Source organism: Candidatus Zixiibacteriota bacterium, assembly GCA_036480375.1.
GTDB lineage: Bacteria > Zixibacteria > MSB-5A5 > GN15 > JAAZOE01 > JAZGGI01.
Genome location: JAZGGI010000017.1, coordinates 1 through 19,678, shown reverse-complemented (window position 1 = coordinate 19,678; position 19,678 = coordinate 1). Strand labels below are relative to the sequence as shown.

18 protein-coding genes are annotated in these 19,678 nt (G+C 44.5%); 8 read left to right on the top strand and 10 right to left on the bottom strand.

All coding sequences use genetic code 11. The features are described from left to right. The first annotated feature begins 2 nt into the window (after positions 1 to 2). Positions 3 to 797, top strand: a complete 795-nt coding sequence (locus V3V99_04315) for a hypothetical protein (protein MEE9441871.1) — start codon at positions 3 to 5, stop codon at positions 795 to 797. A gap of 15 nt (positions 798 to 812) precedes the next feature. On the opposite strand, the gene ftsY is transcribed toward V3V99_04315, so the two are convergent. The 6 genes from ftsY to dtd are packed head-to-tail and all read right to left on the bottom strand — an operon-like array spanning position 813 to position 7,866. After that, positions 813 to 1,730 (bottom strand): signal recognition particle-docking protein FtsY, encoded by a 918-nt coding sequence (ftsY, locus tag V3V99_04310; GenBank protein MEE9441870.1) that lies wholly within the window; start codon positions 1,728 to 1,730, stop codon positions 813 to 815. Then, positions 1,730 to 5,332 (bottom strand): chromosome segregation protein SMC, encoded by a 3,603-nt coding sequence (gene smc, locus V3V99_04305; protein MEE9441869.1) that lies wholly within the window; start codon positions 5,330 to 5,332, stop codon positions 1,730 to 1,732. The genes ftsY and smc overlap by 1 nt, the downstream gene beginning before the upstream one ends. A 2-nt stretch (positions 5,333 to 5,334) precedes the next feature. Beyond that, positions 5,335 to 5,907, bottom strand: coding sequence for a hypothetical protein (locus V3V99_04300; GenBank protein MEE9441868.1), 573 nt, complete (start codon positions 5,905 to 5,907; stop codon positions 5,335 to 5,337). Then, on the bottom strand, positions 5,897 to 6,817 hold the full coding sequence (locus tag V3V99_04295; GenBank protein ID MEE9441867.1) for a RodZ domain-containing protein: 921 nt from the start codon (positions 6,815 to 6,817) through the stop codon (positions 5,897 to 5,899). Before V3V99_04295 ends, V3V99_04300 begins: the two co-directional genes overlap by 11 nt. Beyond that, positions 6,810 to 7,445, bottom strand: coding sequence for a Maf family protein (locus V3V99_04290; GenBank protein MEE9441866.1), 636 nt, complete (start codon positions 7,443 to 7,445; stop codon positions 6,810 to 6,812). Before V3V99_04290 ends, V3V99_04295 begins: the two co-directional genes overlap by 8 nt. Beyond that, a complete protein-coding gene (dtd, locus tag V3V99_04285; GenBank protein MEE9441865.1) occupies positions 7,402 to 7,866 on the bottom strand; it encodes a D-aminoacyl-tRNA deacylase in 465 nt (154 codons plus the stop codon). Before dtd ends, V3V99_04290 begins: the two co-directional genes overlap by 44 nt. A gap of 251 nt (positions 7,867 to 8,117) precedes the next feature. Here dtd and trxA point away from each other — a divergent pair, with 251 nt between their 5' ends. The 7 genes from trxA (at position 8,118) to V3V99_04250 (ending at position 15,119) form a co-directional block, all read left to right on the top strand. Next, on the top strand, positions 8,118 to 8,441 hold the full coding sequence (gene trxA / locus V3V99_04280) for a thioredoxin (protein MEE9441864.1): 324 nt from the start codon (positions 8,118 to 8,120) through the stop codon (positions 8,439 to 8,441). A gap of 18 nt (positions 8,442 to 8,459) precedes the next feature. Beyond that, on the top strand, positions 8,460 to 8,897 hold the full coding sequence (locus V3V99_04275; protein MEE9441863.1) for a CoA-binding protein: 438 nt from the start codon (positions 8,460 to 8,462) through the stop codon (positions 8,895 to 8,897). Positions 8,898 to 9,128: 231 nt separating this feature from the next. After that, complete coding sequence (locus V3V99_04270; protein MEE9441862.1) at positions 9,129 to 9,989, top strand: rhomboid family intramembrane serine protease; 861 nt, start codon at positions 9,129 to 9,131, stop codon at positions 9,987 to 9,989. A gap of 8 nt (positions 9,990 to 9,997) precedes the next feature. Beyond that, complete coding sequence (locus tag V3V99_04265) at positions 9,998 to 11,395, top strand: hypothetical protein (protein MEE9441861.1); 1,398 nt, start codon at positions 9,998 to 10,000, stop codon at positions 11,393 to 11,395. Between the two features lie 134 nt (positions 11,396 to 11,529). Continuing rightward, positions 11,530 to 13,437: a cytochrome c biogenesis protein CcdA gene (locus tag V3V99_04260; protein MEE9441860.1), complete on the top strand. Its 1,908-nt coding sequence runs from the start codon at positions 11,530 to 11,532 to the stop codon at positions 13,435 to 13,437. Positions 13,438 to 13,569: 132 nt separating this feature from the next. After that, positions 13,570 to 14,322, top strand: coding sequence for a DUF2064 domain-containing protein (locus tag V3V99_04255; GenBank protein MEE9441859.1), 753 nt, complete (start codon positions 13,570 to 13,572; stop codon positions 14,320 to 14,322). 59 nt (positions 14,323 to 14,381) lie between these two features. Beyond that, entirely contained in the window at positions 14,382 to 15,119 is a 738-nt protein-coding gene (locus tag V3V99_04250; GenBank protein ID MEE9441858.1) for a creatininase family protein, read from the top strand. Between the two features lie 83 nt (positions 15,120 to 15,202). Here V3V99_04250 and V3V99_04245 read toward each other — a convergent pair whose 3' ends face one another. The 4 genes from V3V99_04245 to V3V99_04230 all read right to left on the bottom strand — a co-directional run bounded on the left by V3V99_04245 (position 15,203) and on the right by V3V99_04230 (position 19,477). Continuing rightward, on the bottom strand, positions 15,203 to 16,492 hold the full coding sequence (locus V3V99_04245; GenBank protein MEE9441857.1) for a hypothetical protein: 1,290 nt from the start codon (positions 16,490 to 16,492) through the stop codon (positions 15,203 to 15,205). After that, on the bottom strand, positions 16,489 to 17,136 hold the full coding sequence (locus tag V3V99_04240; GenBank protein MEE9441856.1) for a hypothetical protein: 648 nt from the start codon (positions 17,134 to 17,136) through the stop codon (positions 16,489 to 16,491). Before V3V99_04240 ends, V3V99_04245 begins: the two co-directional genes overlap by 4 nt. A 27-nt stretch (positions 17,137 to 17,163) precedes the next feature. Next, positions 17,164 to 17,970 (bottom strand): hypothetical protein, encoded by an 807-nt coding sequence (locus V3V99_04235; GenBank protein ID MEE9441855.1) that lies wholly within the window; start codon positions 17,968 to 17,970, stop codon positions 17,164 to 17,166. Positions 17,971 to 18,766: 796 nt separating this feature from the next. Then, complete coding sequence (locus tag V3V99_04230) at positions 18,767 to 19,477, bottom strand: hypothetical protein (protein MEE9441854.1); 711 nt, start codon at positions 19,475 to 19,477, stop codon at positions 18,767 to 18,769. Positions 19,478 to 19,678 lie beyond the last annotated feature (201 nt).

Genomic DNA, 19,678 nt, shown 5'->3' with positions numbered 1-19,678 from the left:
AAATGAAAGAACATACAAGATTATTTTGCCTTGGATTATTGCTTGCGTTAATTCCATTAATGAGCGGATGCAGTTTGATAGGATTGGGCGTCGGCGCAGCAATCGATTCTCATAAACCAAAAACAAAGAAGATCCCAATCTGGGCGGCCAATACCATTAAGCCGGGCGACCAGGTAATCGCTCACCTTGATAATGGCATGTCACTAAGCGGTTCATACCGGGGTGTTATGGTATCCGATGAAAATGAATATCAGGAAAAGTATGTTGATTGGATTAGTCAACTCGAAGATTCCTGCCGAATGCCGGTTTTTAATGAAGAAGTTTCCATTACGCTTAAATCGGGAGCCACTATTAAGGATAAATTCATGGGCTTTGATCTGTTTGTGACAGCTCTTGATCCTCGTGATACATCTCGGATTATTTTCCACAATCCCGATTTATATTGCTATGCGATTGGCACGAGTCAGAAAGAAAATTCGCAAAAATACTTTTTATATGACATAAAAAACTATGACGGAGAAAAAAGCACCGACATCAATCGTTCCTGTATCTGGAATATGGCAGTTGCCGGAAGTTTGCCACTGCGTTCAGAAATATGCGTTAAAGATTCTATCCGAATTATGAACGCTGGCATTGATGAAATAACCAGTCTCGAAATCAACAATGGCCGCAATGCCAAATGGTGGGGGTTGGGTTTGGGATTGGCGGTAGACGTCACTTTTATAATACTGATGGCGGCGGCGACAAGGGATGGCATAACCGGGGATATGGATTTGGATATTGATTTCGGACTTTAGTTTGATAATGCGAATTTATTCGAATAACGCTTCGACGTAGGATTCGGGATCGAACGGTTTCAAATCATCTATCTGTTCGCCGAGGCCGATAAAATCAATCGGGACCGACATCTCTTCGGCAATCGCGATGACAACTCCGCCTTTGGCCGTACCGTCAAGTTTCGTAACGAGCAGTCCATCGCATGATCCTACCGAATCGGTAAAGACTTTTACCTGAGACAATGCGTTTTGTCCGGTTGTACCGTCAAGAACCAGCTTGGGCTTAATGTTTTCTTCCGGGACGACTTTCAATAATACCCGTCTGATTTTTGTCAATTCTTCCATTAGATGGGCTTTAGTATGCAATCTGCCCGCCGTATCAATCAAAAGAATATCAGTGTTTTTGGCCCTGGCCGATGAGGCCGCGTCAAAAGCAACGGCAGCCGGGTCGCTGCCATCCTTGGCCGGAACAAAATCGACTCCCGACCTATCGGCCCATATCGCCAATTGATCAATAGCCGCGGCGCGAAAAGTATCGCAGGCCGCGATCATAACGCTCTTGCCGTTTTGCGAGAAAAACCGGGCAAGTTTTCCGACCGATGTCGTTTTACCCGTGCCATTGACACCCATTATCAGCCATACAGTCGGTTTAGTATCACATAGAGCCAGTGGATCGCGATCCGTTTTTAAGATTGCGGCAATTTCGGATTTCAAAGCTCCAAGAATTTCATCTGTCTCTTTAATATTTTGCCGGGCAACCTGTTCTTTCAGATTCTCGATTATTTTCATACTGGCCGAAACGCCGACATCACCCTGGATGAGAATTTCCTCTATTTCATCGAGGAGATCATCGTCAACTTTGGCGGCCACACCAACCGCTTGCCGGACTTTTCCGACAATGTTTTCTTTGGTTTTGGCCAGTCCTTGTTTAAAATTCTTCAGGAAATTGCGCATTAACCTGCCTGAGCTGCGTCTTCATCGGCGTAGTGAAGTTCAAAGAAGGTCTCATCATCCTCGGAATCTTTTTTGAATCGTACCGCGACCACTTTACTCACACCCGGTTCTTCCATCGTCACGCCGTAAAGCGTATCCGCCGCTTCCATCGATATTTTATTATGAGTGATAATTATAAATTGCGTTTGCTGAGAGAATTTTTTGACGATTTTTAAAAACCGTCCGATGTTAACATCGTCCAGCGGGGCGTCAATTTCATCAAGGAAACAGAATGGGGACGGTTTGACCATATACAGGGCGAAAAGAAGCGATATGGCCGTTAAAGCTCTTTCACCGCCCGATAACTGGGAAATTGTCAGAGGCTTTTTCCCTCTCGGACGCGACATAATCTCTATCCGGGATTCGAGGGGATCCGATTCATCTTCCAGAATAACATCAGCTTCACCGCCGGTGAATAGTTCCTGATACATTTGTTTGAAATTATCGCGAGCCTTATTAATCGTTTCCAGAAACATCGCCTTGGCGGTTTGATTGATCTTCTGGATTGTCGAATTGAGAGTTGACTTGGCTGAAATCAAATCATCGAGCTGCCTGGCAAGAAATTCCTGACGCTGTTTCTGATCTTCAAATTCCTCCAGGGCCAGCATATTAACGATGCCCATCTTTCGTAAATTTCCTCTTAATTCTTCAACATGCGCAGCCGCTTCTTCTTCGTTCATTTCAGCGTTTGGCGATTCGATTTCCAGTTGACTGATATCAATTGAATATTCGTCACGCATTCGATCTTCAATCTGCTCCAGCCGAGACGTAAGTTCGGTCTCACTAATTTGCGCCGTATGTATTTCATCTGATATAGAATCTCTTTCGGAACGATGGGCTTTTACCGCTTGTTCGATATTATCCAACTGATCACTGAGTTCATCTCGTTCCAGACGCCTGGCATTTTGTCTCTGGGTTTGTTCCTGCCGTCTATCAAACGCTTTCTTGAGATTCGTTTCTCCGTGAGCGAAATCCGCCGTCAAATCTTCAATTTCTTTTTCAGATTGCTCGATTAAATCTTCTTTTTGAGTAATGTTGCCGGAGATGTCCTTGAGCATTTCCTCATAATATTCGATCTGAGATTGTATGTGGGTTCGTTTACTCTCCAGTTCGATTTTTGCCATATGTACGCGATTGACTTCGGCTTCAGCGGCGGAAGCGGCGGCCTCAAGTTCGGACGACTTTTGCTTTTTATCCTGTACCAGCGAAGTAATATTCTCTTTTTCTTTATCAAGCTGGTTAAAATCGAGCGCCAATGTATACTGGCGACGTTTCAATTGCTCAAGCTTTTCAGATATTAGATTCACTTGCTGGTCAATGCTGGTAATGATTTCCTCGGCGGCATTGATTTTGAATTGTTCCTCTTTCAGCCTCGAAATTAATTCAGAAAGATTATCTTTATCTTCCGCAAGATTGTTATTCAATCGCGAAATAGTCTGGCGGCTTTCACCGACGGACAACGTTACTTCCGCCTGTTTGTTGCGTATCTGGCGCGTACGATTTTCCAGCTCTTTCAGCTTTTTATCCAGCGCCTCAATCTCATCTTTTCTTCCGATAAGAGACATCTCTTCCGATACGCCTCCGGAAATATATCCATCATTGGTAAACACCTGGCCGCTAACCGTAACGATTCGGTATCCATCGGGCATTTTATCGAGCATTTCCTGGGCGGCAATCCCATCCTCGCAAATTACCGTTCTTCCCAGAAGAGCACCGGGTACGCCGCCATATCGCTCATCGCATTTCACGAGATTGTCGGCCCAGTCAATGATTTTATCATCGGCAGTTAATTCGGGACGCGTCCCCGAGTCCTTCAATCTCTGCGTCATCAGGAAGGTCGCTTTGCCCGCCTTCTTTTCGCGCAAATATGAAATCGCTTCCTGAGCGGTTTCATAATCAGAGCATAAAATATACTGAGCCATTTCTCCCAGCGCGGCGTCGATAGCGGCCCTATATCGCGGTTGAGGGTGAATATAATCAGCGACCGTACCGGTAATATCGAGCCAGCGTCCGGCAACCTCAAAGATCGCCACGACACCTCCGGCGAAACCCTCATAATGCTCGATCATTTCAGTCATTAGTTTTTTGCGGGCCTGAGTGGCTTCAAAGTTCGAGGATGCCTCGGCCAGATGATCTCGCAGACGGTCGGCGGAATCTATCGTTTGCTCCAGCGATTTTTCTTCTCTTTCGATATTTTGTTCATCAGATTCAATTTCAGTTCGCACCGCCTCAATTCTACTCTGAGTAGAGGCGATTTCTTCCCGGCGATGTTTTTTCTCTCCGATAAGATTGTTTTTCTTTTCGCTGTTTCTTTCGAGTTCTTTGTTTAACTCATCGATTTGCTGTTCGATATTGGCCGAATCCGCTTTTCCCGAGGACAAACGTCCCTCAATATTAACCAGCATGGTATTATCGTCTTCGGCGAACGATCTGTATCTCAGGTATTCCTCATCCGCCTGTTTCTGGATTGCCGTCGCCTTTTCCAATTCGGAAGAGAGGTTATTTAATTCGCTTTCATGATTTTGAAGGTCGGTCAGGGCTTTCGCTTTTTCTTTGCGAATGACATCGCTTCTCTTTTGCAGTCCTTCGATATCACTTCGGTTTTGCAGAACTGATTTTTCCAGATTTTCTTTCTTCTCGCGCTTGACCGAAATTTCAGTTTCCAGTTGATGCGCCTTTTCCGACAAATTAAATACCTCTCCGCCGATTTCGGACAACTCCGACTCGAGTTCGGTCAGCATCGTATGCCGGTTTTCAATATCCGCGAACTGGCCGTCAAGCTTCGCTTCAATCCCCATTTTTTTATCGCTGAGGGTTTTGATACGAACCGCCAATTCTTTGCTCTTATCCGTTAATTGATCAAAGCGTGATTTGGCATTATAGAGATCCCATCCCTTCAATTCTTCAGAGACTTCTTTATATCGCCGGGCTTTATTAACCTGACGTTTTAGCGATCGTACTCGAGTAGTAACTTCGGATAAAATATCCTGCAGGCGAACAAGATCCTGCTCCGTCGCGGCCAGTTTGCGTTCAGCCGCTCTTTTGCGATGCTTGTAGCGTGTAATACCTGCCGCCTCCTCGAATAAAAATCGACGTTCCTCGGTTTTATCCGAGAGGATGGCGTCAACCATTTCCTGCTGAATGATAGCATAGGCGTGAGCCCCGATACCGGTATCAGCGAAGAGATCGGTGATATCTTTTAAGCGGCAGGGAGTCTTGTTGATTAAATATTCGGATTCACCCGATCTGAATAAACGGCGTGTTACCAATATCTCGCTGTATTCAGTCGGCAGCATGCCGTCTTTATTTTCGATTTGCAGCGATACTTCAGCCATCCCAAGCGGTTTCAAAGCGCGCGTGCCGGCAAAAATGACTTCCTCCATTTTCGTTCCGCGCAGAAGGGATGTCTTTTGCTCGCCCAAAACCCACCTCAAGGCATCTAATAAATTCGATTTACCGCATCCATTGGGGCCAACGATTGAGGTCATTCCCCGGTTGAATAAAAACTGCGTTTTTTCGGGAAATGACTTAAAACCGACTAATTCCAATTTCTTTAAATGCACAATTACTCCTTACTGACTTTACTAATCGGTTGAGGGGTTTTGGTTAGATTGGCGACGACTTCAAGTATCGAATGATATATTAAACGGCGATCTCTCAAATACTTGGTTTTTACTTCCAGATTCAAATAAGGCAATCCCAGCCGCCCATTGGCCCCAAATCGGATCGCCCGCGGAAATCCGAGAAGTATCTTAGCCGCAAAACGATTTTCCTCAAGATTGGTTTCGAAAATGTAATCAAAATTATAACTTCCTAACTTTTCGATAAACGAAGCGGAGGGCAGATTACACCAGTTGGTATCCGATTTTCCGGGGGAGAGAATATTAAATCCTTTGGAAGGAAAAATAGATTGGACCTGGGTATCAGGACTGGCCAGAAGATGAACGTTTTTATCTCCAAAATAAGCCTGAATCTCGGGCAATACTTGTTTTACAATCATCAAATCGCGTTGAATTGCAGGCAGTAAAACCAATAGCGATTTGTCCCGAATGTCAAGCGGCAACGATAACGGACGTAATATTGTTTGGGATGAGGCGCGAGCCAGACTTAATTTCGAAGCTAAAGATTTAATTCCCATCCAATTCCCCCGGCGCCCCGCTATCAGCGGAGTTAATAGTTGAAGTAGGATTGATTGGGGAAATATTCGTATCGGGTCGAACCGCGTTTAGAATAGATTCAGTCTCTGACTCGTCGGGATAAAATTCCTCAAAATTCGTTTGATTTATTTCCAGATTGGGTATCGTACGCGGTTCCGGAGACAAAGGCGCCAGACGTTTTCCATTAATTGACAATTCAACGGCGGTCGAAATTCCCAGAGTCATCCGATATCGATATTTGGCTTCCCAGTTCCGAACCTCGCCAGCTTTCAATTCCCTATTCAATACGGTATCGCCATCCATAATTACCAGCGTCCAGACATCCTGAATCGCCCGCATTCGCAAATTAAGAGGCGGAGGTTGAGCATAAGGAGTAGCGTTTATGTTTTGGGCAATTGGCGATTTCTCCGATTCAACTTCCGGATCGGCGACGGCCGGTAATTCCGAATGATTTACTTCTTGCTCCGGCTCGGATGATTTTACATAAACGAAATTATAAATTAAAAAGACCGCGAATACAGAGATGATTATTACAACGAGCCAAATCAAAGTACGCCCGAACTTTTTCATATCATTGGTGGTAGTATCTTGTAATAGGGTACCGTTTTGCCTGATAGTATTGTTTTTTTGACCCATTGTATTTGATCTTGTCAAATCGACGTCTTGAATTTCATCTATAACATCCGGATCAAGACCCAGGTTTTGAGCATAACTACGGGCGAACAGAGTAAAATAGGCGGGGGAGGGAAGCAATTCAAAATTCCCTTCTTCGATAGCCCGCAAATGCTTTTCCATAATTTTGGTCGCTTCGGCGATATCTTCAAGCGCCTTATTTTGTTCTTTGCGGGCCGCTTTGAGAACTTCACCTATTTTTTTATAAGACTCAGACATACGGCTCCATAAACCTTTTGGCCATTTTCTCAAGTGTGACCAAGGGCAGACCGATAACATTATCAATATTTCCCTTAACCGTGTCAACCAAAAAACGCCCCATCCCTTGTATTCCGTAGGCTCCGGCCTTGTCCATCGGTTCTCCGGTAGCGATATATTCGAGCAATTTTTCATCGTCCCAGTTATTAAAGGTCACGAGGCTTTCTTCGACACCGTTATAGCAATTTTCGGTACGCCCATCCAATAATGCCAGACCGGTAAAAACGGAGTGCGTCTGGCCGGATAGTATTTTTAATATCCTGAGGGCATCGTTTTTATCTTTCGGTTTGGTGAGAATTTGATTCTGGTAAACCACAATAGTATCACAACTTAGATAGGCACGATTAGATTTATGATCGAGGGATAAGACTTTTTGGCAGGCCAGATCAACGGCAAGTTCTTCCGGGATCATTGCGGAATCTATTTTTTCTTTAATCTCAGGAGGAAGAATAGAGAATATTAGCCCTAATTCGGTCAGGATTTGTTTTCGCCGGGGAGAACCGGAAGCCAGAACTAAATCAACGGTTTTACTCAATTGTCGCAGTTCAGGGCATATCGTCTTCGAGAACGAAGGTAACCGGACCGTCATTAATAATCTCCACTTCCATTTTAGATCTAAAACTTCCTGTCTCGACTTTTAACCCGGAGTTCGTCAGCAATTCAACAAATCTCTCATACATTTTCCGTGCCTCATCGGGAGGCATTGCTCCGGTAAAGCTGGGCCGGCGCCCTTTGCGAGTATCGCCGTATAAGGTAAATTGCGAAATTACAAGAAATTCTCCCTCGATATCCAAAATCGATTTATTCATTTTGCCCAAATCGTCTTCGAATATGCGCAGCTCGCTTACTTTTTTTGCCAACCGCGCGGCCGATTCGGTCTGGTCTCCAATTTTCAATCCCAATAAAATAACCAAACCGCGATTAATCCGCCCCTTTTCAAATCCCTGCGGATGTTCCTCATCGAATACCGTTACCAAGGCCCGACTTACTCGCTGTATCACTAATCTCATAATAGCTCGAAGGTATGATATTGGAAATAATCTGTCAACCCGCGATTTTACAGGCACAGAATAATTATCGGATTTGATGATTATTAATTTTTTATTCTTCCAAAAACGTTTTATGATTGCGCGGCGTTGATAATGTTATTTATTTTAACTGCCACGAGAATCGAAAGATATTGTATGACTTGGGAACAGACTGGCAAATCTTTTGTTAAATGGTTTGAAATGATGGAGATAAAAAATAGTAAGGAGGATATATGTCTCAACCTGTTCACGTAACCGATGATTCATTTGAAGCTGAAGTTAAAAAATCTGATATTCCGGTTCTGGTCGATTTCTGGGCGGCCTGGTGCGGACCCTGCAAAATGATTGCGCCGATTTTGGATGAAATAGCCGGCAAGTACGACGGCAAAATAAAAATCGCGAAAATTGATGTTGACTCCAACCCAAAAACTCCGGCTTCATTTTCGATTATGTCGATTCCTGCTCTGCTATTTTTCAAAAATGGAGAAGTCGTCGATCAGGTTATCGGAGCCGTACCAAAAGCGCAATTAATGTCGAAAGTCGATAATGTTCTTTAAACGAAGGATAATTTGAGTATGAATGAATCATCTCAAAGCACTAATTGGGAAAATCCGAGTGCGGAGGAAATTAGGAATATTCTAACGTCATCGAGAACAATCGCAGTTGTCGGGTTGTCACCCAAACCGGAAAGACCGTCCTATGGAGTTGCCAATTACCTGATGAGCAACGGATACAGCGTAATACCGGTTAATCCCCGCAAGACCGAAATACTCGGGTGCAAATCGTATCCTGATCTGACGGCGATTGGGAAAAAAGTAGATATTGTCGATGTTTTTCGGCGGGCAGAGGCGACTCCTCCGATAGTGGAAGAAGCCATAAAAATCGGAGCCAAATATATATGGCTGCAGGAGGGGGTCGTTTCGGAAGAATCTTATAGGCTGGCAAAAGAAGCGGGTGTTACCATTGTTATGGATAAGTGTATTTTGAAAGAGCATCAACAAATAGGAATCTGAGATGGATATCACACAGATACTTCTTGTCGCGCTTTTCGTCGTGGTCTGGCTGGTCTTAGTCAGGTATGTTTTTCCCAAATTAGGGATACCGACCTGACATACTCCGGCCTGCAATGATAAGGCAGCCTCGGTTCCGGAGGAACCGGAAACAAACAAATCGCAAGCTGAATAAGAAATTGATTTTTGGATAATTTCTTTATTCTACGGCATAATTAAGCATCATTGAGTTAATTGCCGATAATTAGACAGATTATGAGAGCTTACGGAAACAATCCCGGATTTGGAAATATTCGTTTTGGTCCACAGCGTGGATTATCGCGCGGGGTCAAAATTCTACTCATTGCGAATGTTGCTATCTACATTCTTCAGATGCTGGTTGGCCGAGAGTTGATTGCTCTCCTGGGATTGACCCCGATCCGAGTACTTCAGGATTTATCTTTTTATCAACTCATAACTTATATGTTCCTGCATGGCGGTTTTTTTCATATTCTGATGAATATGTTTATTCTCTGGATGTTCGGGACCGAAATTGAATTAACCTGGGGCACAAAAAGATTTTATAAGTATTATTTCCTCTGCGGCATCGCCGGGGGAATTTTCACGGTAATGTTTATGCCTACCTCTCTGATACCGACTATCGGCGCTTCCGGAGCGATTTACGGCCTTTTGGTCGCCTACGCGGTCATGTTTCCCAATCGTAAAATTTATTTGTATTTTCTAATTCCGGTTAAAGTTAAATGGGCCGTTATTGCTTTTGTCGGTCTGGAATTTTTGGCGTCTTTCGACGCTACTTCCAGCGGGGTTGGACATCTGGCACATCTGGGCGGGGCCGTGATCGGATTTATTTATCTTAAACTTGACTGGCGAGTCAGGAATTTGTTTTATAAGTTGTCACCGTGGCGATTTTTCGCGAATTTGAAATTTAAGCGGAATAGTCGTAAGTTGGACAAAAATCGGGAAAAGGCCGAAGAAATAATGAAGAAAGTTGACCATATTCTCGATAAGATTAATGAGGTCGGAATAGAAAATATTTCGGAAGAAGAACGCCAGTTCCTTGATAATGCCAGTGATCTCTTATCCAAAAAGGAATAACGCCGTCAATGTCAAAGATTGTCCTTATAATTGAACCGTCGATAGCTGTTCGGGGCATAGCTGAGTCGTTGCTCCGTCAGGGCGGGCTGAATGTCATCTCCGTGGAAACGGCCGAAAACGCCAGGCAGGTTTTACAGGATAGTAAGATAGATTTGATTTTGATTTCTTCCGACGTTTGTGACAGCCAGGGACAACCCTTTTATGAAGCGATCGGTTCGATACCCGGAGGAAACTCCGTGCCGCTATTAGTGTTGCATGATGCCTCGAGCGGACAGACTCTTAATTTTCCCCAGGAAGTCATTATTAACAAGCCGTTTACTCCCCGCGATTTTATGTCTTCCGTCGTTGCCTTTACCGGTCAGGAAACGCAGATTCCGGGACAGGCTCCGTTTGATGGCAATGATATCGAGGACAATGTGATTGACGCGGCTTTGGGAATTGAAAAAATCGAGGTGGATGGATCCGAAGTAATCGGGAATGATACCGGAGTTTTTCGACTCCATAACAAAAAAGTTACCGAAGGATCAATGGTTGGCTTTGAATATAAAGAACAGGTAGATGATAGTACTATTACCACAAAAAAGAACGATAGCGTAAATATTCCGGTGAAGAACGTACAGCAACCGCAGGCAACCGGCCAATCTCCTTCACAGAAAAAACAACAGGAGGATACCCCTTCAGAACAAACTGAAGAGCGGCCTGAATTCCTCGGGACCGACAGCGCCAAATTAAGATCGCAAGCAGCCAACCAACTTTCCGAATCAAGTAAAATTGAAATTGTTACCGATCAATTCGGGATCACATCCCCTGAAAAACCTATGGAAACCGACAGCGATGATCACGACTATAACTGGTTTATAAATGAACTGAAAAATGAGGGCAAAGAAGGACCGAAGGCATCTACCGATGATAGCGGATCACTTAATATCGCGAAACCGGAAGAATCTTTAAGCCCGTCCGCTCCTGCGCCGGCTTCTCAACCGCCCCAGGCACAGGCGCCCCGGACTCATTCAATCCCGGTTGAACAGCCTCAAGCCACTCCCGCAGCAGCACAGCCGGAATTGAAAAAAGAAACCCCCATTAAATCGCAAAGTGAAGCGGTTGAAAAATTCATTTCCGAATTCAAAAAAGAAATGGAAAAGATTTCGACCGACGATGAACCGCGAATACCGGTGACCAATATTCCTCCCCGGGATACTACTTCTTCCAAATCCAAAGACAAAATCCAATGGGATGAAAATTTGGAAGATATCGCCGAACCAGAATTAAAAAATCTTTCCCGCGAACTTATAAAAGCGATTTCACAGCAGGTTGCCAACAAAATGGTAGCTCTTTTGGATGAAGAAAAAGTTTATCTTTTGCTACGGGAAGCTATTACCGATTTTATGAGGCAGCGGGGCAAATAGAATAATTTTTATTGAAAAATTATCGCTTTTTCTAAACTCTTTATCAATCCTAATAATTCATAAATTCGTATTTGATATTAACCGATTATCTGTGTATAATCTTCGGAACCGAAAAATAAAGCGGAAAGAATAATATGAAAGATAATTCGCCCAAAGATAAAAAAAATAATTTTCGAGGATTTTTCATTTTACTGTTGATGCTCGGAAGCGTTTCGGCCTTTGGGGCTCTCACCGATCTTGACAAACCCTGGGAAGATGAAGGAAATGTCATACAAATTTCCCCGATGCTATCTTATACCTCGGTTCAACCCGGAAAAGTATATCCAGCCGCGCTGATACTAGATATCGAACAAGGCTGGCATATAAATTCCGCATATCCTAAGCAGGTCTATTATATCGGCGCCGAATTAAAATTTGATACCGTTTCCGGATTGATACCGAGCGATATTAAATATCCCGAGGCGCACACGTTTCTACTTCTCGATGAAGAGATGTCCGTCTATGACGGCAAAACCGCCATTTATTTTAATATTCGGGTTGCTGATGACGCCCAATCGGGTAATATCTCATTGCCCTTGAAATTCAGATATCAACCGTGCGACAATAAAGTATGCCTGGCTCCCGAAACCAAAGAGATCGATTTTATTATTACCGTTGGGGACGAAGGGCAGCCGATTGCGTCCGAGATATTTGCGGGAATCGACATAGCGGAAATTCAATCGAATGAGCAATCCGATCAAATCCCGCAGGATGATTCCGAGTTGGCCAGAGTCATTGAAAAGTATGGTTTCTGGGGATATTTCATGGCCTTGGGATTGGCGTTCATTGCCGGATTGCTACTTTCATTTTCTCCCTGTACTTATCCGATGATTCCCATTACTGTTTCGATTTTCGCCGGTCAGGATCGAGGTGTTTTTCGCGGATTTATCATGTCTTTGTTTTACGTCGGATCGATGGCCATCATGTACGGCATAATGGGATTGATTGTTTCTCTGGTCGGGGGAGTGTTCGGAGCCTGGTTGGCTAATCCAATAGTCGTAGTCGCGATTGCGATTATTTTCGTAATCTTTTCGCTTTCCATGTTCGGCCTGTACGAACTGAATATACCCTCATCAATTCGCCAAAAGCTGGGTACGGCACAAAATAAAGGCGGAATCGCCGGGCCGATTATTCTTGGTATCGTAGCTGCTCTGGTCGTATCGCCCTGCGTCGGCCCCTTTGTAGCCGGGATATTATTATACATCGCCACCTACGGTTCGCCCCTCTTTGGATTTCTTACTTTATTCGTCTTTGCCATCGGACTCGGCACGCTTTATATCATTATAGGGACATTTTCATCATCGATAAGCAAATTACCCGGAGCCGGGGAATGGATGGATCAAATAAAAAGATTCTTCGGTTTTATTTTGCTTCTAATGGCTCTCTATTTTCTCAAAACTGTCATCTCACCGGAAGTTTCGGCAATTCTGGCCGGGCTGTTATTCCTTGCTTTGGCCGTTTTCGGAGGCGGGCTTGACCGTCTATCGCCTGAAAGCGGATTTTTCCTCAGACTCAAAAAATTTGTCGGCATTCTCGCCTTTATTGCCGGGCTATATTTTATAATCGGTTCGATGCTCTCTCAGGGTTTTATATTCCCGGCCGTATCGGAATGGATGCCCTCCATGAATTTGAGTTCATCGGCCGAAAAGCATCTCATTCCCTGGGAAACCGATTTGCAGCAGGGACTCGACCGCGCCAAAACCGAAGGCAAACCGGTTTTGATTGATACTTGGGCGACATGGTGCATCAACTGCCGCGTGCTGGAAAAGAAAACATTCAACAATCCCCAAGTAGCCGCTGAAGCCGAGAGATTCGTGCCTCTAAAGATTCAACTGGAAAAAGCTGATACCCCTATTACTAAAGATTTCATGGCTCGCTTTGGCCTCAAGCATTACTCACTTCCGACAACATTGCTTCTTGATTCTCACGGTAATGTTAAACGAGTCATGTACGGGGTAGTCGAGCCCGATGACATGATAGCCGAAATGCAAAAAATTCGATAAATGATCGTGATAAAAACGAAAATTCTCGATAAAATTATCTATCATCCGGACATAACCTCTTATGTCTATTGACATGCATCTAAGACACAATTATATTGATGCTACCTCACTGCTATATGGAGCTAATGATTTATGACGTCAAAAACGAATAATGATACGGCCCTTGTGATTTGCATTCAGGAAGTCAAGGAAGACGGTTCATCGATGAATCTGGGAAATCAGTTGACCCGCGATGAAATATCATTTTTGCATCAAGCCTTTGTCGCTGACAGCATCAATAATGCCCTGACGATTCCTGAAGTCGATATAAAGTTGTTTTATTCGCCTAAAGCCAAAACCGAAAAATCGGTGCAAACCATTATACAATATCTTAAAGGCAGATTAACCGGCGATAAAAAATCCATCCTCGTCGACGGCCGCATAGAAATATCCGCGCTGGACCCCGGACGATGGGGCGTTAAGATGGATGAATCGTTCGAGCGATGCTTCCAACAAGGTTATAGGAAAGTTCTTTTCATCGGAAGCCGCACTCCCACTCTGACGCATAACATGATTGAAAACGCCCTGCAGATTCTCGAAAATCACGATGTTGTCTTCGGGCCGACAGTAGAGGGTCGCTACTACATGGTTGGTTTTAAGGGGAGTTATCCGATACAATTGCATTCGTTTGACTGGAAAGCTCCAGATATATTTTCGCAAGTTTCAACGAGGCTGGATGAACTCGGTATCTCATGGCAGGAAACCGAAATTTGGTACGCCGTCGAACATCCCGAAGATATCGAGTACCTGGCTCGCGACATCAACCAATTTCGTCTCGTCGGCGATGAGGAAACAGCCCGGGAAACCGAAAGAGTTTTGGAGCGTATTCTCGAACGATTATCTTAGGAAAATATTATTAATGGTAGCGGTCATTAATAGGCCGCTTCTTTTTTTATGAGGTAGACATGGAACGCGAATTGCAAAAGTTAACATGGTCGCAAGTCAAGGCGCTTGTCCCTGAAAAAATAAACACCGTTTTAATTCCGGTCGGAACCGTCGAAGCTCACGGCGCCGCCGCCCTGGGTACCGATAATTTTATTCCCAAAGCGATTGCCATGTCCCAGGCCAAAAAATTGAACGCCCTGATCGCGCCGACTCTCAATTACGGCATCACCAAATCACTGTACCGCTATCCGGGTTCTTTTACCATCAGACCGGAAACATATAAGAATTTTATCGGTGAGATTATCGATTCTTTGGCCGACCATGATTTTAAATATATAATTTTCATCAACGGACACGGCGGTAATAATTCCATGCTCAAAGAAGCCGCCTATGAAAAGCATATCGATAGAAAAGTCGGTATCGCGGCTATTCATTGGTGGGAACTGACCGGCGATTTGAATCAGGAAATTTTCGGCGACGCCGGAGGCCACGCCGGCAACAACGAAACCGCCTGTGTGCAGGCAATAGATGAAGCTCTGGTCAACAAAGACGAATTTACAAAAGATATGGGCTTCCATATGAAACGCGGAGCCGATATCTATCCTGTGCCCGGATCAATTCTTTTATACGAAGAGAATCAAGGATATCCGACTTTTGACGCCGCGCAATCCAAAGAATACCTCGATAAAATGTCAGAAATCGTCGGCGATTTTATTGTGGATATTATAAATCGCTGGAATAATATGAAACTGTTCTAATAAAAAAATACTTGTATGTCGGAATCCCTGCGGTTCCGACATTGCGACAACCCGAGGGTTGTCGCTACACGGTGAGACAATCTCTAATTTCTATATGACAGCGTGAAATAAATCCTCTGAAAATCATCTTTAGCAATCGCGGTATTGTTGTCAATCACCGTATAGAAGGCATTCGGAGCAGTATAATTTCTCTCAAAACTACCCTTCACATACGCCGCTTCCAAAAGCAACACCTTATCAATTAGCCATCCGAATCCCAGTGTAAATCCCTTGCGGTCGCTTTCGATAAAGTCATCTTCGTATGCCAGAGGCTGTGAAAACAGTCCCGCGCGAAATGCCAAACCCCGCTTGGGTAATTCATATTCAACACCGCCCCGCAGATTTAAAACATCGCGGTAATAAAAATTCAGGCTATCGTTTTCGATTTCCATGCCTGGATTATCATCATACGAAAGCTGTGACCAATCTATATATTCTATCTCTCCCGTGAATCTCAGTTGGTTCATTCGATACGAAATTCCCGACCCGATTATGAACGGTCGCAATAAATCATATTCGATAACATCACGAATACCGTCCTCGTCGATATATGTTTGCTCGACCTGCCATTCCAGGGGAGATTCCACTACCAGCCCAAATGTAAAATTTTTGTTTGGACGCGCCAGCAGTCCGCCTTTCAGCGTTACGCCGATATAGCTATCTTCAAATCGATTGACATATCCGCCTGATTCACCGAGAGTTTCATCGACCCAGGTATAATCATAAGTAAACTTATCCTCACCGGAATAGACATTAAGCGAAGCGCCCACCGAAAGGCGCGGCGTCAAATCAATACCGGCTCCCGCCGAATATAAATAGATACAGCCGTCTTCAAATTCTTCGGCTTTGTCTTCCACGAGAGCATTATCGGCAATGCGGACGTCCCGAACGTGAAACAGAGCCGTTCTGTCAAACGACATCACCCGGTTAACGCCAAATGCCACCACCATCGAACCGCGATAAGTCGGCACCGGAATTGTCAGATTCACCGAACCGAATCGGGTTTTGGTCATATCCGCTGACGCCTTATTTAATATAGAACGAAACGCGGTCGGGTCGTACCGTCCCGATTTCATCGATGTCTCATTGGAAAAGTTTTCATGCGACATACCCAGTTGAAACTCAATCCGAGGTATCCTCGCCAGCGCCGCCGGGTTATAATATAAAGCCGAGCCGTCGATAGTATTGGCAATCCCGGCTCCTCCCATCGCCATCTGTTTGGCACCGTATCCAAAGAAATTCCCGGCCGTGACTTCTTCGAATATGCTTAAATCCTGTGCTGTCAGGGGAGAGGCAAAAATTATCAGAACGCATAAACTTATTATCTTTTTCATGGCTTGCCTTTCCGGGATTTTTTCTTAGTCGTATCTTTTTTCTTGTCATCCGATTTCTTGGTGTCATCGCCTGATTTTTTATTGGGATCGCTCTGAGGAGCCGTTCTCTCATTTGATTGGCGAGTAGATTTACTCTCAGTCGAGCCGCTACCGTCTTTTGAGCGCGTCTCCGATCCTGTTGTGGGCCGCGAAGTCGCGGTGCCGGTGCCGTCAATTATCTGCTGACCGCCCATCGTTCCGCCTGGGTAATATATCCCCGATCCGTCGGTCGAGATATATCCGCCGCCGAAAGCGTGGGGAGGAGCCGCCGGAGTCGGATGCGCTTCCCGCTTATCGAATTTCGAGCCGCGCGACGTTTCAGCGTACTCGCCATTTATATATGGATAATCGTAAAAATCCCACCACCATGGATATGCGTAGTAATATCCGTATTTTTCATATTCCCACCAGAAATCAGGATAGGGAGAAAAATAATATCCGTACGGATATTCCTGATAATCGGCATGGCAGCGGGTGCAGTCGGAAACCTGTGTGGCGGTGTAACCGCTTTCATCCTCAGGATGTTTGAGAACCGTATAACATCCCGGGACGATTATCGCGGCCGCGACCGTGAGGAACACAAGGAGGCGCAAAAGCTGTCTCATAAACCCTCCTGAAAAACTATCTCCCCTCTAAAAATGTTCTACATACGTTACGCGCAATCCTCGCCAAATATCAGACGCGTCTTTGCGGTTGTTGTTCAAATTCTTCAGCAAAAACTCCATGACCAAATTATCGGCGTACAGCCATTGAAGTGCAAAATTGAGATATCCTTTGCCTTTTCCGAAACTAACCAGATCCTTATCATCGTTAAATCCGAAATCATACTCGAGCACAATCCCGACATCCTTGTTCAACCGCGTGTCGAGCCCGACAAAGAAATCCATATTCTCGTCATTGTCATCCTGCTCCATCGAATAATTAACTCCGCCGTGAATGCCCATTTGCCAGGTTTGCACCGGGTAATTTTTGCTCCCCACGAGGTAGAATCCTTTTGATTTGAAAGCGTACCTCTGCAAACCATCATCGAACGAGCCGAATCCCTGCGAAGTGAACCCGGCCGCGATTGCCGGATAAACCAAACCTTCGTCAACCAGCGACAGTTTAACATTGAATTCAATCCGTGGATTCCAATTCGGTTGCGATTCGGCCAGGATGCCTTCGGCGCCGTAGCTGATTCCCAGCGTCAGGCGGTTTGACAGGCCGATATTAGTCCCGGTCAGTATTCCGCCATTGGGGTAAGCCCGCATGATTACGTTAAATGAAGCCCGCCGGAGCGTTCCGGCCGTGGGGCAGTCAACCAGCATTGTCGGCTGCCAGGTATAAATGCTGACCGCCGGTAACTCATCGCTATCGTTATACTGCGCCGCCACCGGCAAAGTCAGAAGCGAAGATACGAGAAGGGCAAGAAAGGTTGAAACAAACAGCCTTGTAATCACGTTACCTCCCTGATATTTATTGTATTCCAACATAAATGATAGCTGCCTGCCTCTTTCAAATCAATTAAAAACATTTCACCATTATCGGTTTGCAAGCCGTATGCCGATAGTGCTATCTTATGTTATTATATGCCGTTATCAATTATTGGACGAAATTTTCCGGCCAAAAGTGCACACAAATCATTCGCCTTTGTCTTGACTATGCACATTTTCAGGTCACAATTCAGCACCGCACCGGCTTTCAAATTCGTAGCGACAACTATCGAGTTGTCGTAATGTCGAAACCGCGGGGGTTTCGACATTATGTTCTGATATAAAAATGGGTTTGTTTCCTCAGATTAACGTTTTGGGTCATATCAAGTCGGTGGTGATTCCGACAGGCAGGGGCCTGTTTAATTTGTCAATCCAGCGAACGTTGGAATTTATAAGAGTTATCCACATTTGCATTTTACAAAATTCCTTGTAATGGTAAACAACAGTTAAGTTTGCAGCGAATTGGGTTCGTTTTGTCCTTTTTCGTACTTCGTAAAAGCCTTCTCCCGGCTTTAAATATTCGTCGCTCCCATTCTAATGATGCGGATGATTTCGGAAATAGCGTTGGATTGGTTGGATAATTGTGGAGGCTCCATGCGGGAACCCACCGCAACAAGTTGCAGTGGGCCACCGGGCATTCTATAGAGGTGGATGATTTCGGAAATTGCGGTGGATTGGTTGGATAATTGTGGATGCTCTTTGCGGGAATCCACCGCAGCAAAGCTGGGATGGGCCACCGGTCCAATACCTTTTTCAACAAACCCTAAAATGGCGGGCCACCCACTTTTTTTATAAAACCAATCGCATATATTATTCCGTCAGCATCGTCGCTAAGGATTTCAATATAAACCTTACCATATGAAGATATACCGATAGGATATAAATAACGCGCTGGAGATGCATATCTCTTTAGAGTAACTACAACGTTAGACGCCCTAATATTGTATGGCCTATAATTAATATCCGGTAATCGTATTTTAATTCCTGATGCAGAAATTTCGAGTATCTTAGCCTTATCCCAATGGAATTCAAATTCAGAGCTCAAATGGCTTTCTTTTGGAATAACCAACCGGACGTGATCCGATGCAAATAGAATATACCCTTCCGGATATTTTGCAATAAGACTGCTATATGATATCCTATCAATACGCTCCATTTTTCTTAATAACGATAAAGCTTTGTCTTGTTTCTCCTTTGTCGGACCAGTGTAGTAATTGTATGCAAAAATCACTAACGTTATTAATATACCTATAACGAAATGCCAGGTACCATTTTTATACCAAGGCACTCCTTTAAACGTTCCTATGCTATGGATATAGCAGTACTCGGAATCAATCATGGCCGGTTTCTTGCATGGCCGGCTTTTTTTGGTTTTTTTCTTACATTTTTTCATTGTTTTTTTGCCCATCCAATATGGACTTGTGGCCCATTGTCCCGCGCTAGCAGGATAATGGGTTCCCGCCATCTCATCCAATAATACTCCGTTTATTTAATAATAGCAACATCAAATCCCCGCTAAGGCGGGGATGGCAGGAGCCTAAGGGCTCCTTCCCTTGTATCTTAAATCCGGATAGTTATTATATTAGAGCGGATCGGGATGAAACTGATCCTTCCCTGAGGTTTTAAAACCTGTTTTGTAGATAAGTTCTCCCGATCCGTTCACAGGATTGCCAGA

Coding starts and splice junctions, on each gene's coding strand:
- V3V99_04300 (MEE9441868.1), bottom strand. CDS start 5,907: ATGGGAATTAAATCTTTAGCTTCGAAATTAAGTCTGGCTCGCGCCTCA.
- ftsY (MEE9441870.1), bottom strand. CDS start 1,730: ATGCGCAATTTCCTGAAGAATTTTAAACAAGGACTGGCCAAAACCAAA.
- V3V99_04290 (MEE9441866.1), bottom strand. CDS start 7,445: ATGACGGTCCGGTTACCTTCGTTCTCGAAGACGATATGCCCTGAACTG.
- V3V99_04260 (MEE9441860.1), top strand. CDS start 11,530: ATGAAAGATAATTCGCCCAAAGATAAAAAAAATAATTTTCGAGGATTT.
- dtd (MEE9441865.1), bottom strand. CDS start 7,866: ATGAGATTAGTGATACAGCGAGTAAGTCGGGCCTTGGTAACGGTATTC.
- V3V99_04275 (MEE9441863.1), top strand. CDS start 8,460: ATGAATGAATCATCTCAAAGCACTAATTGGGAAAATCCGAGTGCGGAG.
- trxA (MEE9441864.1), top strand. CDS start 8,118: ATGTCTCAACCTGTTCACGTAACCGATGATTCATTTGAAGCTGAAGTT.
- V3V99_04245 (MEE9441857.1), bottom strand. CDS start 16,492: ATGAAAAAGATAATAAGTTTATGCGTTCTGATAATTTTTGCCTCTCCC.
- V3V99_04255 (MEE9441859.1), top strand. CDS start 13,570: ATGACGTCAAAAACGAATAATGATACGGCCCTTGTGATTTGCATTCAG.
- V3V99_04240 (MEE9441856.1), bottom strand. CDS start 17,136: ATGAGACAGCTTTTGCGCCTCCTTGTGTTCCTCACGGTCGCGGCCGCG.
- V3V99_04250 (MEE9441858.1), top strand. CDS start 14,382: ATGGAACGCGAATTGCAAAAGTTAACATGGTCGCAAGTCAAGGCGCTT.
- V3V99_04265 (MEE9441861.1), top strand. CDS start 9,998: ATGTCAAAGATTGTCCTTATAATTGAACCGTCGATAGCTGTTCGGGGC.
- V3V99_04295 (MEE9441867.1), bottom strand. CDS start 6,817: ATGTCTGAGTCTTATAAAAAAATAGGTGAAGTTCTCAAAGCGGCCCGC.
- V3V99_04315 (MEE9441871.1), top strand. CDS start 3: ATGAAAGAACATACAAGATTATTTTGCCTTGGATTATTGCTTGCGTTA.